Genomic DNA, 13,663 nt, shown 5'->3' with positions numbered 1-13,663 from the left:
AATCCGGCCGGTTTTGCGATAGACTCGCGGTCCGTCGGCCGGCACCAGCCGGTCATGGCGTTGTTTCATTTTCGGTCTCGAAAAGGAGGACACCCCATGAAGACCTTCCATTGCGGAACACTTGTGCCGGGTTGCGACTGGCACACGCGTAGCGACAGCGAGGCGGAAATCGTCTCCCGCTCGGTCGATCATCTCCGCCAGACCCACGGCGAGACGATCATCCGCGAATCGATGATCGAGCAGATCAAGGCGCGCATCCAGGACGAACAGGACGCCGCCTGAGGCGGGCGACGACCGGCGCACGCTGCCGGATGGAGCCGGCCGGCTCCGGTCAGCCCGTCAGGTTGAGAAACGCCAGCAGTTGCGCCCGGTCGAGGACGAAGTTGGAGTGAATCCAGCGTTCCTCGGCCGCGGCGAGTTTCGTGCCCAGATCCGGTCCCGGCTTGATGCCCGCGGCAATGAGATCCTTTCCCGTAAGCGGAAAGTCCGGCCGCACCCATCTGCCGGCGCGCGCGAGAAGCCGCGTCAGTCCGGCAAGTTCCGGGCTCGGAGCCGAATCCTCGGTCGGATCGGGCCGGCCGCGCGCCACCACCAGCGCCAGCCGCAGGCGGTCGGTGACCGGCTGCGGGCCGTGCTTGTACAGCATGCGGTCGAGCGCTGTTTCCGCCAGCCCCGCGGCCGGCTGCGGCGTGCCGGCCCAGGCGTTGAGCCGCTCTGCCTCTGCGCGCGACAGCTTCAGCCGTCCCGCCATCGCCGCCACCCGCAGCGGGTCGGGGGGAACGATCGCCATCAGCCGCATGAGCGCGTCGGGCTCCCAGCCCCGGGCCTGCTCGCTGGCGATCAGGCCCGGCATCGAGTCGATGCCCCATTTTTCGGTTTCCGGCAGCACCGCCGCGAGCACCCCCGCCTGCCGCATCCACAGCAGCGCCCGGCCCGGATCCGCCGCTCCGAGAAGCGCCTTGAGTTCCTTCCACACCCGTTCCGCCGAGAGCGTGGCGAGCTTGTCCTTGGCGCGCGCCGAAGCCCGCAGGGCGTCGGCATCCGGACGCCCGCCGCCATAATGGGCGAAGAAGCGGAAATAGCGCAGGATCCTGAGATGATCCTCGGCAATCCGCTCCGGCGCCTCGCCGATGAAGCGGATCGTGCGGCTGTCGATGTCGGCCAGCCCGCCGACCCAGTCGAACACCGTGCCGGACTGATCGACATAGAGGGCGTTGATGGTCAGGTCGCGACGGCGCGCATCCGCCGACCAGTCGGCCCCGAATGCCACCGTCGCCCGCCGGCCGTCGGTCTCGACGTCGTGCCGGAGCGTCGTCACCTCGAAGCCGTGCCCCCCGATCAACAGCGTCACGGTGCCATGGTCGATACCGGTCGGGACTGCCTTGATGCCGGCCGCGGCGGCCCGTTTGACCACCTCCTCGGGCCGCCAGGTGGTGGCGAGATCGATGTCGCCGACCTTGACCCCCATCAGCGCGTTGCGCACCGCACCGCCCACCACCCGCACCTCGCCGCCATCGGCATTGAGCAGCGCGAAGATGCGCTGCAAGGCCGGATCGGCGAACCAGCCCTCGCCGGAGAGATTGGGAGGAGCGATGCTCATGCATAAAGCCTTTCGTACAGCGTGCGGATGATGCCCGCCGTCACGCCCCAAATGTGATGCTCGCCATAGGGCATGACGTAGTAATGGCGTTCGATGCCCTCCCAGATGCGGCTTTCGCGGCGGTGGTTGGCCGGGTCCATCAGAAAGGCCAGCGGCACCTCGAAGACGGCGTCGACCTCGTCCGGATTGGCCACGAGACGGTAGCCGGGCCGGACCAGCGCCAGCACCGGCGTGATCCGGAAGCCCGTCGTGGTCAGATACACCGGCAATTGGCCCACCGGTTCGACAAAGCTGCGGTCGAGGCCGATCTCCTCTTCCGCCTCGCGCATCGCGGCCACTTCCACCGTCCCGTCGCCTGCATCCACCGAGCCGCCGGGAAAGGCGACCTGACCCGAATGCCGGCGCATGGCCGCGGACCGTCGGGTGAGGATGACGCGCGGCTCGGCGCCGTCATCGATCACCGGCACAAGCACGGCCGCCTCGCGCAACTGCGTGCCGACCAGACGCGACACCATATCCGGGTTGAGCACATGATCGCCATGCGCCAGGAAGGACGGGCCGGCGGCGTCGGCATTCTCGTCCGCGTCCTCCAGTCCCAGCACCCGCTCGGGCACATGCGCGATCGCGCGGCGCCGGAAGTCCCGGGCGTCGAATCGCTCTTCGGCGTGGTCAGTCACTCCGCGGCACCGACGTCGGCGCCGGTCTCGGCCATCGGCATCACCGGGAAGACGGCGCCGGTCGAGCGCAGCACGAACATCGCCGTGCCGTCGATCTCGGCCTCCTCGCCCAGCGCCAGGAGATCATAGGTGACCGCCCGGCTGACGAGCGCTTCCAGCCTGCCGCGGACCAGCAGATAGGGCTTGAGCTGCCTGTCGTCACCCTCGACCACGAACCGGATTGGATTGTCGGGGCCGGCGCGGACCACGTCGCCGACATTGGTGCGGAAGGTCAGCACCGGTCCGTCGTCCTCGACCGTGCGCGTCATCTCGACGGCCAGGAACGGCGCATCGACCACCCGGATGCCGATCTTTTCCACAGGCGTGATCAGATAGGTCTTGCCGTCATCGTCGCGCCTGAGGACCGTGGAAAACAGCCGCACCAGCGGCGCCCTGCCGATCGGCGTGCCCATGTAGAACCAGGTGCCGTCGGCGCGGATTTCCATGTCGATATCGCCGCAATAGTCAGGGTTCCAGCGTTCGATCGGCGGCAGACCGTCCTTGCCGGCATTGCGGTCTCCCGCGGCCCGGCTGATCATCGCGGCTAGCCCCGATGCATCTGTTTGTTCGGTCGTCCTTGTTTTTGCCATTGTCCTGTCCAGCTATTCGGTCAGGTAATGAGATAGTGAACTCAGCGGCACTTGTCAGCCTTTGACGGGCGAATAAGCTGTCTTCCGAGCCACGATGGTGCAATGTGAGCCCCCGGGCCCACACCGGCAAGCAAGCGGAGAACCCCATGGGACGCATCGACACAGGCACCGCGCCAGGCGACGAAAAGGCGATGATCGCCGCGGCGGAACAGGCGCTTGAGGACATCGCCTCGATCCGCGAGGCAGTGTCGGAGGTCATCTTCGGCCAGGAGAGCGTGGTCGAACGCACCCTTCTGGCCGTGCTCTCCGGCGGTCACGCCCTGCTGGTTGGCGTTCCCGGCCTCGCCAAGACCAAGCTCGTTTCGACGCTGGGCACCGTGCTCGGCCTGTCGGCCAACCGGATCCAGTTCACCCCCGACCTGATGCCGTCGGACATTCTCGGCTCCGAAGTCATGGACCAGAACGAGGCCGGACGCCGTTCGTTCCGTTTCGTGCCCGGCCCGGTCTTCACCCAGCTGCTGATGGCCGACGAGATCAACCGCGCCTCGCCGCGCACCCAGTCGGCGCTGCTCCAGGCTATGCAGGAATACCATGTCACCGTCGCCGGCGCCCGCCACGACCTGCCGCGGCCGTTCCATGTGCTGGCCACCCAGAACCCGCTGGAGCAGGAAGGCACCTACCCGCTGCCCGAAGCCCAGCTCGACCGCTTCCTGATGCAGGTCGACGTGCCCTATCCGGAAATGGCCGCCGAGCGCCGCATCCTGATGGAAACCACCGGCGTCAACGAGGCCGAGCCGCGGGCCGCCATCGATGCCGTCCGCCTGGCCTCGATCCAGTCGCTGATCCGGCAGATGCCGGTGCCCGAAACGGTGGTCGACGCGATTCTCGAGCTGGTCCGCTCCGCCCGTCCCGGGCACGGCAACAAGACCACCGACGCCCATGTCGCCTGGGGTCCCGGCCCGCGCGCCGGGCAGGCGATGATGCTCTGCGCGCGCGCGCGCGCGCTCTATGACGGTCGGCTGGCGCCGTCGGTCGACGATGTCCGCGCACTGGCCGAACCGGTGCTGCAGCACCGCATGGCGCTGACATTCGCCGCCCGCGCCGAGGGCGTCGGCATCCGCGATGTCATTGCCGGGCTCGCAGCCCCGCAGGCCGGCTGACCGGATGGCGGCTCGCGGCCAGCTCACGCAATCGACGACCCGGCTTGACGCACTCGCCCGCGCCCGCCAACGCGCCGCCCTGCTGCCCGATTGCCTGGCCGAAGCGCGTCGCGTCGCCAACACGGTGATCGCCGGCTGGCATGGCCGCCGCAAGCGTGGCATCGGCGAGACCTTCTGGCAGTTCCGCCCCTATGTCGACGGCGAATCGCTGTCGCGCATCGACTGGCGCCGCTCGGCCCGCGACGACAGTCTCTATGTCCGCGACCGCGAATGGGAGGCCGCCCACACCATCTGGCTCTGGGCCGACCTGTCGCCGTCGATGCATTTCAAGTCCGATCTCGGCCTGGTCTCCAAGGAGAGCCGCGCGCTGGTGCTGCTGCTGGCCGCAGCCGAACTGCTCTCTCGGTCCGGCGAGCGCATCGCCTTTCCCGGCGTGCTTGAGCCGGTGGCCTCGCGCAACGCCGCCGAGCGGCTGGCCATGGCATTGTCGCTGGCCAGGTCCGGGCCCGCCGGCATGCCCGATCTGGGCCGGATCAGCCGCAGCAGCGAAGTGGTGCTGATCGGTGACTTCCTCGACGAGGCCGACACGCTGGAGGGCTGCATCGCCCCCGCGGCGCGGCGCGGCATCCGCGGCCACGCCATCGAGGTCTATGATCCAGCCGAGGAGACCTTCCCCTATTCCGGCCGCACCGAATTCCGCGATCCGGAAACCGGCGCCAAGCTGGTGGCCGGCCGCGCCGAAACCGTGGCCGCCGACTATCGACGCGTCTGGCTGGCGCGGCGCGAGGCCATGGGGGCCGAAGTCCGGCGCCTGGGCTGGAGCTTTCTGCCCCACCGCACCGACCGCCCCGCCTCCGAGGCGCTCGCCGCGCTGCACGGACGACTGTCGGGCGTGCCGGGCGTGATGAAGACGGAGGCGCGCTGATGGGCGGGCTCCCGATCGCCTTCGGCGCCCCGGCGCTGCTGTTCGGCTTGCTGGCACTGCCGGTGATCTGGTGGTTGCTGAGGCTGACGCCGCCGCGGCCGCAGGCCGAGCCCTTTGCGCCGCTGTCCATTCTTGCCCGCGTGCTCAAGACCGAGGAAACGCCGGCGCACAGCCCCTGGTGGCTCACGGCGCTCAGGCTGCTGGTGGCGGCCCTGGTGATCCTCGCCCTCTCCGAGCCGGTGCTCAATCCGCGCGACAATTCGCTGGCCTCCGACGGGCCGCTGGTGATCATGATCGACAACAGCTGGGCTGCGGCGCCCGACTGGGATGCGCGCGTCAGTGCGGCGGAAATGCTGATCGGCGACGCGGAGACCAGCGAGCTGCCGGTGATCATCGCGCTGACGGCGGATCGCCGCAACGACGCCTCCCCCGGTACCGCCGACCATGCCCGCGAGCAGCTGCTCGCCGCCGCCCCCCGCCCCGCAAGGCCCGAACGCGATGCCACCGTCGGCGCCATCATCGCCGGCCTCGACGGCGTCCGGCCCGGCACCGTTGCCTTCCTCAGCGACGGCATAGCCACGCCGGACAGCGCCGACGCCCTGAAGCGCCTGCTCGATCTCGGGCCGGCCGAATTCCGGCTGATCGAATCGGGCGCGGGCAGGCCGCCCGCCCTGACCTCCGCTTCCAACGGCGCCGAGTCGCTGGAAGTCACCGCCAGCCGCCTGCCGGAAGCCGCAACGGGGACCGAGACCCTGACCGCGCGGGACATCCGGGGCCACGACATCGCCGCCGGCCGGCTGAGCTTCGAGGCCGGAGAGGGTGCCGCCGGCGGCACCATCGAGGCCCCCTTCGAGCTGCGCAACGACATCGCCCGCATCTCCGTGGGCGCCGAGCCCACCGCCGGCGGTGTCCGTCTGCTTGACGACAGCTTCCGCCGTCGTCGCGTTGCGCTGATCTCCGGCGAGGCCGCCGACATCGCCCAGCCGCTGCTCTCGCCGCTCTACTACATCAACAGGGCTCTCGCGCCCTATGCCGACCTGGTCAGGGCCGAAAGCGCCGATTTGAGTCAGGCCATTCCGTCGCTGATCGCGCAGAATCCCGCCGTCATCATCATGGCCGACATCGGCATCCTGCCCGATGAACCGGGCAGGCAGCTGGAGGAGTGGGTCAATCGCGGCGGCACGCTGGTTCGCTTTGCCGGACCTCGACTGGCGGCTGCTCCCGCCGACGATCCGCTGGTACCGGTGCAACTGCGCAAGGGCGAGCGCGAGCTCGGCGGCGCGCTGTCCTGGGTCGAGCCGCAGCCGCTGGCCGACTATCCGGTCACGGGGCCATTCGCCGGACTGCCGTCGCCGCAGGATGTCACCGTCAGCCGCCAGGTGCTGGCCGAACCCTCCGCGGATCTTGCAGCGCGCACCTGGGCGAGCCTTGCCGACGGCACGCCGCTGGTCACCGCCGCCGAGCGCGGCGGCGGCCGCATCGTGCTGTTCCATGTCACGGCGGCGGCCGGCTGGTCCAACCTGCCGATCTCGGGCCATTTCGTCGATATGCTGCGCCGCGTCGTGCAGCTCTCCCATGCGGTGGCGGGGGCCGGTGGAACTGCGTCCGGGATCCTGCCGCCCTGGCGGCTGCTGGACGCGAGCGGCGGGCTGGTGCCCGCCTCGGGCGACGCCAGGCCGCTTGATCTCACGACCGGCATCCCGGCGCACGCCGGCGCGGACAATCCGCCGGGACTCTATGGCACCGAGGACGGCTTCGTCGCGCTCAATCTGTTCGGAACCGGAGACCTGCTCGAACCTCTGGCCGTCCCGGACACCGATGTGACCGTCACCCGGGCGCCGATCGCCGGCGACACCGCCTTCGATTTCAAGCCGTGGCTGTTCGGTGCAGCACTGCTCGGGCTTCTCGTCGACACGCTCATCGTCCTGGTGATGGGCGGAGCCGCCCGCCGCTTCAGGGCGCGCGGCGCGGCGGCGGCGGCGGTTCTCCTGCTGGGCGCGGGGCTGGCTGCCATGCCCCATCCGGCCAGGGCTCAGGCCGCCGGGGACAGTCAGCCCGGGGACGCCGACATTCTCGACCGGCTTGACCGGACGCATCTCGCCTATGTGATCACCGGCGACGACGATGTCGACCGTACCAGCCGTCTCGGTCTCGACGGCCTGTCGAGCTATCTGACGGGCCGCACCGCGCTCGAGCCGGGCGACGCCGTCGGCGTCGACATCGAGACCGACCAGCTGGCCTTCTACCCGCTGATCTACTGGCCGATGAGCGACAACTCCCCCATGCCCTCGGCCTCGGCGATAAGCCGCATCGACGCCTACATGAAGGGCGGCGGCAGCGTTCTCTTCGACACCCGGGACCGCATCGCCGACATCGGCACCGGCGGCGGCAGCCCCGAAACGCTGCGGCTGCAGACGATTCTCGCCGATCTCGACATTCCCCCGCTGGAGCCGGTTCCGGCGGACCATGTGCTCACCAAGTCCTTCTTTCTTCTCGACAGTTTCCCCGGCCGCTATGCCGATGGCCCGCTCTGGATCGAGGCGCTGCCGGAACAGACCGACGACGGGGCCCGGCCGGCACGGGCCGGCGACGGCGTCTCCTCGATCCTGATCACCGGCAACGACCTGGCCGGCGCATGGGCCGTGGACGACACCGGCACGCCGCTCTATTCCACCGTGCCGCCCGATCCGTGGCAGCGTGAATATGCCTATCGCGCCGGCGTCAACATCGTCATGTACATGCTGACCGGCAACTACAAATCCGACCAGGTGCACATTCCAGCCCTGCTCGAAAGGCTGGGGCAGTGACATGAGCCTGGCTTTCTCGCCCTTCGTGCCGATCTGGCTTCTGGCGGCCCTCGCCGTGCTGGCGGCCGTCCTCGCCGGCTGGGCGCTCTATGCCAGGCTGCGCGGCGCTTTCCTGCGCGCGCTCGCTCTTGCGGCCCTGGTTCTGGCGCTCGCCAATCCCGTGGCCAATTTCGAGGATCGCCTGCCGGTCAAGAGCATTGTCTCCATCGTCGTCGACCGCAGCCCGAGCCAGGCGATCGCCGGCCGCACCGAGCGCACCGACGCGGCGCTGAAAGCGCTCATCGAGCGTCTCGACCGCTATCCCGCCTTCGAGACCCGCATCATCGAGGCGGTGACCGATCCCGACAGCAATTCGCCCGATACGAGGCTTTTCGAGGCGCTGTCGAACGGCATCCGAGACATCCCCACGTCGCGGCTCGCCGGCGCGGTGATGATCACCGACGGCCAGGTCCACGACGTTCCCGGCACCGCCGCTGCGCTGGGGCTCGACGCGCCGCTGCACGCGCTGATCACCGGCGACGACAACGAGGTCGACCGCCGCATCGAGATCGTGCGCGGGCCGCGCTTCGGCATTGTCGGCGAGAACCAGGACATCGTCTACCGCGTCTCCGTCGACGGCCCCGGCGACCGCGGTCCGGTGGCCGTCACCACCCGCGTCAACGGCGAGGACATTTCGACCGAGATGGCGGTGCCCGGCGAGGAAAGCCAGTTCGTCTTCAAGGTGCCGCGCGGTGGCGCCAACATCGTCGAATTGTCCGTCGCCGATCTGCCGGGCGAGATTTCGCAGAGCAACAATCTTGCCGTCGCCGAGGTCGAGGGCATCCGCGAAAACCTCCGCGTGCTGCTGGTCTCGGGCGAGCCCCATGCCGGGGAGCGCGCATGGCGCAACCTGCTCAAATCCGACGCCTCCGTCGATCTGGTGCATTTCACCATTCTGCGGCCGCCGGAGAAGCAGGACGGCACCCCGATCGGCGAACTGTCGCTGATCGCCTTTCCGACACGCGAACTCTTTGTCGAGAAGATCGACGAGTTCGACCTCATCATCTTCGACCGCTATCAGAACCGCGGCGTGCTGCCGGTGCTCTACTACGATTACATCGCCCGCTATGTCGAGGATGGCGGAGCGCTGCTCGTCGCCGCCGGACCGGAATTCTCCGGCCGGGAATCGATCGCCGAGACGCCGCTTGCGCCTGCCCTGCCCGCCGTGCCGCGCGGCGACGTCAGAACGGGCGGATTCTATCCGCGCCTGTCCGATGCAGGACTCCGCCACCCGGTGACCCGCGGCCTGCCCGGCGCCGGCACCGAGCCGCCCGGCTGGGGCCGCTGGTTCCGCTCGGTGCCTGTGGGTGCCGTCGTCGGCGACCAGGTGATGGAGACGGACGACAAGTCCCCTCTGCTGGTGCTCAACCGCTACGGCGAGGGCCGGGTCGCCATGCTTCTGTCGGATCAGGGTTGGCTCTGGGCCCGCGGCTTCGAGGGCGGCGGGCCGTCGGTGGCGCTGTATCGCCGGATCGCCCACTGGCTGATGAAGGAGCCGTCGCTCGAAGAGGAAGCGCTCAGAGCCACCGCCACCGGCCGCAGGCTGATCATCGAGCGCCAGACCATGGCCGACACGGTGCCGCCGGCCCGCATCCGCCTCCCCTCCGGCGAGACCCGAGAGATCCCTCTGCAGGCGGCGGAGGCAGGCATCTTCCGCGCCGAGGTCGCCCTCGATCAGCCCGGGCTGGTCGAGGTGAGCAACGGCGATCTGACCGCGCTCGCCCATGTCGGCGCGGTCGATGCGCCGGAGTTCCGCGCCACCGTCTCGACCACCCGGCCGCTGCAGCCGGTGGCCGACGAAAGCGGCGGCCTGGTGGCCCGCGTCAACGCCGAGGTGTCCGACCTGCCGCAGGTCCTGCCGGTCCGCACGGTTCCGCGCCAGTCCGGAGAGCGCATGGCCTTGCGCAGCAGCGGCGAGAGCATTCTCGTCGGCGTGCGCAGCGTGCCGCTGTTTGCCGGCGTCCTCGGGCTTGTGCTGATGATCCTGGCCATGGGCGCCACCTGGTTCCGCGAGGGCCGCTGACCCCGCCCGCCTGGAGCATTTCCAGACGAAGTCAATCGCACCTCAGCACAGAACTTGCGGCAACCCGATCGATTCCGCGATCCGGCACAGCGAGAGGCGCTCTACACGCCCCGCGGGATGCCGTGCCGGAGCGAGCGATGGCGCAGCACGCCGGCCAGATCCGTCGCCGCGACCCCGTCGATGCAGGCGGCCAGCACCCGGTGCGGATCGACAGGACCCGGCAGGACAAGCGCTCCCGGCCGTGTCGGTTCGAAACCCAGCGGCCTGTAATAGGGCGGATCGCCGATCAGGATGACGGCATGGCTGCCGGCGCGCCTGGCCGCGTCCACGGCGATGCGCACCAGTTCCCGGCCGACGCCGCGATTCTTGTGCGAAGGCCGCACGGCGAGCGGGCCGAGCAGATGCGCGTCCGTCATGCCGGCGAGCACCGGCGTCATCCGCACGGAGGCGATCACCTCGCCGCGGTCGGCGCAGATGAACGACAGCCGCCGGTCATGCGGGCCCTGCTCGCGGATGCGCTCGGCGGCGCGGGTGAAGCGGCCCGGCCCGAAAGCTTCCTCGTTGATCAGCAGGATGGCCGCATCATGCGATGCGTCCTCGGTGAGATAGACAAAGTCCGAGTGAGACATGGGAAATTCCGGAGGATAGGGACAAGCATTCACGGGCGCGCGTGGCACGCGCGGACGGGCTCAGCTTCGTCGAAGGTCCCTGCAAGACAGCATCCGGTTGCTCCTGGTGCACGTCGCGCAAAGCTGCGCGACCGTGACCGCAGATAGCAGATGCGACCCGCGGCGTCCAATCCAAAACGCACCGTTCACACCTGCGCCTGTCGACTTGGCCGGTGCAGTGCCTATATCTCAGCCAAAGGAGACTGTTTCATGGGTATGCTGGTGGATGGCGTCTGGAACGACGTTTGGTATGACACGAAGGCCAACAACGGTCAGTTCAAGCGCTCTGAGTCCGCGTTCCGGAACTGGGTGACGCGCGATGGCGCCCCCGGGCCGTCCGGCATCGGCGGCTTCAAGGCCGAAGCCGGCCGCTATCATCTTTATGTCTCTCTTGCCTGTCCCTGGGCGCACCGGACGCTGATCTTCCGCAAGCTCAAGGGACTGGAAGATGCCATTTCCCTCTCCATCGTCGATTATCACATGGGCGAAAACGGCTGGGAATTCCGGGAGCGCGATGGCGGCACCAAGGATCATGTCAATGGCAAGGATTATCTCTGGCAGGTCTACACCGCGGCAAAACCGGATTACTCCGGTCGCGTGACCGTGCCGGTCTTGTGGGACAAACAGACCGGCACGGTCGTCTCCAACGAATCCTCGGAAATCATCCGCATGTTCAATTCGGCCTTCGAAGCCATAGCCAAATCCGGGCCTGACTTCTATCCGGAAGCCCTTCGCGGCGAGATCGACGAGATCAACAAGCTGGTCTATTCAACCGTCAACAACGGCGTCTACAAGGCAGGCTTCGCCACCACACAGGACGCCTATGAAAAAAACGTCGTCGCCCTGTTCGAGACGCTGGACAAGCTCGACGCGCGGCTTGCCACCCGGCGCTACCTGGTCGGCGACACGCTGACGGAAGCCGACTGGCGGCTGTTCACCACGCTTGTGCGTTTCGACGCGGTCTATGTCGGCCACTTCAAATGCAACATCCGCCGCATCGCCGACTATGCCAATCTGTCGGGCTATCTGCGCGAGCTCTACCAGGTGCCGGGCGTGGCCGAGACGGTCAACATCTTCCACATCAAGCACCATTATTACGGCAGCCACGACACCATCAACCCGACGGGCATCGTGCCCACCGGCCCGGTGCTGGACTTCCTCTCGCCGCACGGCCGCGGCCGCATCGGCAGGCCGGCCGCGGCCTGACGGCAGGCTTGCGACCGGACACGAAAAGGCGCCCGGACATGGGCGCCTTTCTTATTGGTGCCGGCGATCCGCCTCAGGTCTTGATCTTGTAGCCGGTCTTGAAGGTCCAGCCGATGATGCCGAGGCAGACGAACATGAACAGGGCAATCATGCCGAGGCTGAGCCCGAGATTGATGTCGGCGGTGCCGAAGAAGGCCCAGCGGAAGCCGGAGATCAGATAGACCACGGGATTGAACAGCGTCACCGTCTGCCAGAACGGCGGCAGCATCGAGATTGAGTAGAAGCTGCCGCCCAGGAACACCAGCGGCGTGATCACCAGCAGCGGCACCATCTGCAGCTGCTCGAAATTCTTCGACCAGACGCCGATGATGAAGCCGAACAGGCTGAACGAGATGCAGGTCAGCAGCAGGAACGCCAGCATCGCGCCCATGTGGAGAATTTGGAAATCGACGAAGAACTCCGCCGTCGCCAGGATCACCAGCCCGATCAGCGCCGACTTGGTCGCCGCCGCGCCGACATAGCCGAGCACGATCTCGACGAAGGACACCGGAGCGGTGTGCAATTCGTAGATCGAGCCGAGAAATTTCGGGAAATAGATGCCGAAGGAGGCATTGGAAATGCTCTGCGTGAGCACAGAGAGCATGATCAGGCCGGGCACGATGAAGGCCCCGTAGCTCACGCCGTCTATCTCCTCGATCCGGGAGCCGATGGCGGCGCCGAAGACGATGAAATAGAGCGATGTCGACAGCACCGGCGAGATCAGGCTCTGTGACAGCGTGCGGAAGAAGCGCGCCATTTCGAACGAATAGATGGATTTGACGGCATGGAAGTTCATGACTTGTCCTCGACGAGGCCGACGAAGATGTCTTCGAGCGAGCTTTGCTTGGTTTCGACGTCGCGCAGCAGGATGCCGGCGGCACTCAGATCGGCGAACAGCGAGGCGATGCCGGTGCGCTCTCCATTGGCCTCGTAGGAATAGACCAGCGAGCGGTCCTCGGCGGAATAGTCGAGATTGTAGCGTGCCAGCGAGGCCGGAATCGCTGGCAGCGGCTGCATCAGCTCGACCCGCATCTGCCGCTTGCCCATGCGCTGCATCAGGGTTTCCTTCCGCTCCACCAGGAGCAGTTCGCCGCCGCGGATGACGCCCACCCGGTCGGCGATGGCTTCCGCCTCGTCGATGTAGTGGGTGGTCAGGATGATGGTCACGCCGTCGGCCTTGAGCTGGCGCACCACCTCCCACATCTCCTTGCGCAGTTCCACGTCGACGCCGGCGGTCGGCTCGTCGAGAAACAGCACGCGCGGCTCGTGGCAGAGCGCCTTGGCGATCAGCACGCGGCGCTTCATGCCACCGGACAGCTCCATGGTCTTGGCGTCGCGCTTGTCCCACAGCGACAGCTGCTCGAGAATGCGCCTGAGCAGCGCCGGGTCGTTGCGCTTGCCGAACAGGCCGCGGGTGAAGCGCAGCGCATCCATCACCGTCTGGAACGGCTCGAGCGAGATCTCCTGCGGCACCAGCCCGATCAGCGAGCGGGCCTGACGGTAATCCCTGACCACATCGAAGCCGCCGACCGACGCGCTGCCGGAGCTGGCCTTGACCAGCCCGCAGATGATCGAGATCAACGTCGTCTTGCCGGCGCCGTTGGGACCGAGAAGCGCCAGGATCTCGCCCTCCTCGATGTCGAGATTGACGCTCTTCAGCGCCTGGAAGCCGCTGGCATACTGCTTGGACAGATTGCTGATGGAAAGAATTGGAGCCATGGTGATCTTTTCAATGGGTGTCGGAGCGGGGCCACTGCCGCAACAGCAGGCGGCTCTCGCCGGAAATCGGAAATCGCAGTTTGGCAGAGGTAAGCCGGTTTCCGCCACATTCAAGGGCGGGGAGGAGGAGGACAGCCCCGCTGCTGACATTTTCGGGTCGCCTGGCGACAG

At 67.7% G+C, this 13,663-nt stretch carries 12 protein-coding genes; 6 read left to right on the top strand and 6 right to left on the bottom strand.

The features are described from left to right. Positions 1 to 96 precede the first annotated feature (96 nt). Positions 97 to 282: a DUF1059 domain-containing protein gene (locus DFR52_RS20440; RefSeq protein ID WP_110033883.1), complete on the top strand. Its 186-nt coding sequence runs from the start codon at positions 97 to 99 to the stop codon at positions 280 to 282. A 49-nt stretch (positions 283 to 331) separates the two neighbouring features. Here DFR52_RS20440 and DFR52_RS20435 read toward each other — a convergent pair whose 3' ends face one another. From DFR52_RS20435 to DFR52_RS20425, 3 genes are all read right to left on the bottom strand, one after another. After that, positions 332 to 1,600, bottom strand: a complete 1,269-nt coding sequence (locus DFR52_RS20435) for a CCA tRNA nucleotidyltransferase (RefSeq protein ID WP_110033882.1) — start codon at positions 1,598 to 1,600, stop codon at positions 332 to 334. Beyond that, positions 1,597 to 2,202: a CoA pyrophosphatase gene (locus DFR52_RS20430; RefSeq protein WP_245415439.1), complete on the bottom strand. Its 606-nt coding sequence runs from the start codon at positions 2,200 to 2,202 to the stop codon at positions 1,597 to 1,599. Before DFR52_RS20430 ends, DFR52_RS20435 begins: the two co-directional genes overlap by 4 nt. 71 nt (positions 2,203 to 2,273) lie before the next feature. Beyond that, positions 2,274 to 2,906 (bottom strand): DUF1285 domain-containing protein, encoded by a 633-nt coding sequence (locus DFR52_RS20425; protein WP_110033881.1) that lies wholly within the window; start codon positions 2,904 to 2,906, stop codon positions 2,274 to 2,276. 146 nt (positions 2,907 to 3,052) lie between these two features. On the opposite strand from DFR52_RS20425, the gene DFR52_RS20420 reads away from it, so the two are divergent. The 4 genes from DFR52_RS20420 to DFR52_RS20405 are packed head-to-tail and all read left to right on the top strand — an operon-like array spanning position 3,053 to position 9,860. After that, the gene (locus DFR52_RS20420) at positions 3,053 to 4,066 is read left to right on the top strand and encodes an AAA family ATPase (protein WP_110033880.1); all 1,014 of its coding nucleotides are present in this window, start codon (positions 3,053 to 3,055) and stop codon (positions 4,064 to 4,066) included. A gap of 4 nt (positions 4,067 to 4,070) precedes the next feature. Beyond that, positions 4,071 to 4,991 carry a DUF58 domain-containing protein gene (locus DFR52_RS20415; RefSeq protein WP_110033879.1) on the top strand — a complete coding sequence of 307 codons (921 nt, stop codon included), beginning with the start codon at positions 4,071 to 4,073 and terminating at the stop codon, positions 4,989 to 4,991. Further along, positions 4,991 to 7,798, top strand: a complete 2,808-nt coding sequence (locus DFR52_RS20410) for a DUF4159 domain-containing protein (RefSeq protein ID WP_110033878.1) — start codon at positions 4,991 to 4,993, stop codon at positions 7,796 to 7,798. Before DFR52_RS20415 ends, DFR52_RS20410 begins: the two co-directional genes overlap by 1 nt. Before the next feature lies 1 nt (position 7,799). Continuing rightward, on the top strand, positions 7,800 to 9,860 hold the full coding sequence (locus DFR52_RS20405; protein ID WP_110033877.1) for a hypothetical protein: 2,061 nt from the start codon (positions 7,800 to 7,802) through the stop codon (positions 9,858 to 9,860). Between the two features lie 101 nt (positions 9,861 to 9,961). On the opposite strand, the gene DFR52_RS20400 is transcribed toward DFR52_RS20405, so the two are convergent. Further along, positions 9,962 to 10,489: a GNAT family N-acetyltransferase gene (locus tag DFR52_RS20400; protein ID WP_110033876.1), complete on the bottom strand. Its 528-nt coding sequence runs from the start codon at positions 10,487 to 10,489 to the stop codon at positions 9,962 to 9,964. Between the two features lie 249 nt (positions 10,490 to 10,738). On the opposite strand from DFR52_RS20400, the gene DFR52_RS20395 reads away from it, so the two are divergent. Then, the gene (locus DFR52_RS20395) at positions 10,739 to 11,734 is read left to right on the top strand and encodes a glutathione S-transferase family protein (protein WP_110033875.1); all 996 of its coding nucleotides are present in this window, start codon (positions 10,739 to 10,741) and stop codon (positions 11,732 to 11,734) included. 73 nt (positions 11,735 to 11,807) lie between these two features. Here the strand turns inward: DFR52_RS20395 and DFR52_RS20390 are convergent, their stop codons facing one another. Both DFR52_RS20390 and DFR52_RS20385 read right to left on the bottom strand, forming a co-directional pair. Then, positions 11,808 to 12,569: an ABC transporter permease gene (locus DFR52_RS20390; protein WP_110033874.1), complete on the bottom strand. Its 762-nt coding sequence runs from the start codon at positions 12,567 to 12,569 to the stop codon at positions 11,808 to 11,810. Beyond that, a complete protein-coding gene (locus DFR52_RS20385; protein ID WP_110033873.1) occupies positions 12,566 to 13,492 on the bottom strand; it encodes an ABC transporter ATP-binding protein in 927 nt (308 codons plus the stop codon). The genes DFR52_RS20390 and DFR52_RS20385 overlap by 4 nt, the downstream gene beginning before the upstream one ends. Between the last annotated feature and the right edge of the window lie 171 nt (positions 13,493 to 13,663).

Origin of the sequence: Hoeflea marina (assembly GCF_003182275.1) — a bacterium.
Classification (GTDB): domain Bacteria; phylum Pseudomonadota; class Alphaproteobacteria; order Rhizobiales; family Rhizobiaceae; genus Hoeflea; species Hoeflea marina.
Note: the sequence above shows the minus strand (reverse complement) of the source record. Positions and strands in the feature narration are given on the sequence as shown.

Bases quoted from the DNA above. Each gene is read 5' to 3' on its own strand.
- DFR52_RS20420 (WP_110033880.1), top strand. From the start codon at position 3,053: ATGGGACGCATCGACACAGGCACCGCGCCAGGCGACGAAAAGGCGATG.
- DFR52_RS20440 (WP_110033883.1), top strand. From the start codon at position 97: ATGAAGACCTTCCATTGCGGAACACTTGTGCCGGGTTGCGACTGGCAC.
- DFR52_RS20395 (WP_110033875.1), top strand. From the start codon at position 10,739: ATGGGTATGCTGGTGGATGGCGTCTGGAACGACGTTTGGTATGACACG.
- DFR52_RS20400 (WP_110033876.1), bottom strand. From the start codon at position 10,489: ATGTCTCACTCGGACTTTGTCTATCTCACCGAGGACGCATCGCATGAT.
- DFR52_RS20405 (WP_110033877.1), top strand. From the start codon at position 7,800: ATGAGCCTGGCTTTCTCGCCCTTCGTGCCGATCTGGCTTCTGGCGGCC.
- DFR52_RS20390 (WP_110033874.1), bottom strand. From the start codon at position 12,569: ATGAACTTCCATGCCGTCAAATCCATCTATTCGTTCGAAATGGCGCGC.
- DFR52_RS20415 (WP_110033879.1), top strand. From the start codon at position 4,071: ATGGCGGCTCGCGGCCAGCTCACGCAATCGACGACCCGGCTTGACGCA.
- DFR52_RS20385 (WP_110033873.1), bottom strand. From the start codon at position 13,492: ATGGCTCCAATTCTTTCCATCAGCAATCTGTCCAAGCAGTATGCCAGC.
- DFR52_RS20425 (WP_110033881.1), bottom strand. From the start codon at position 2,906: ATGGCAAAAACAAGGACGACCGAACAAACAGATGCATCGGGGCTAGCC.
- DFR52_RS20410 (WP_110033878.1), top strand. From the start codon at position 4,991: ATGGGCGGGCTCCCGATCGCCTTCGGCGCCCCGGCGCTGCTGTTCGGC.
- DFR52_RS20435 (WP_110033882.1), bottom strand. From the start codon at position 1,600: ATGAGCATCGCTCCTCCCAATCTCTCCGGCGAGGGCTGGTTCGCCGAT.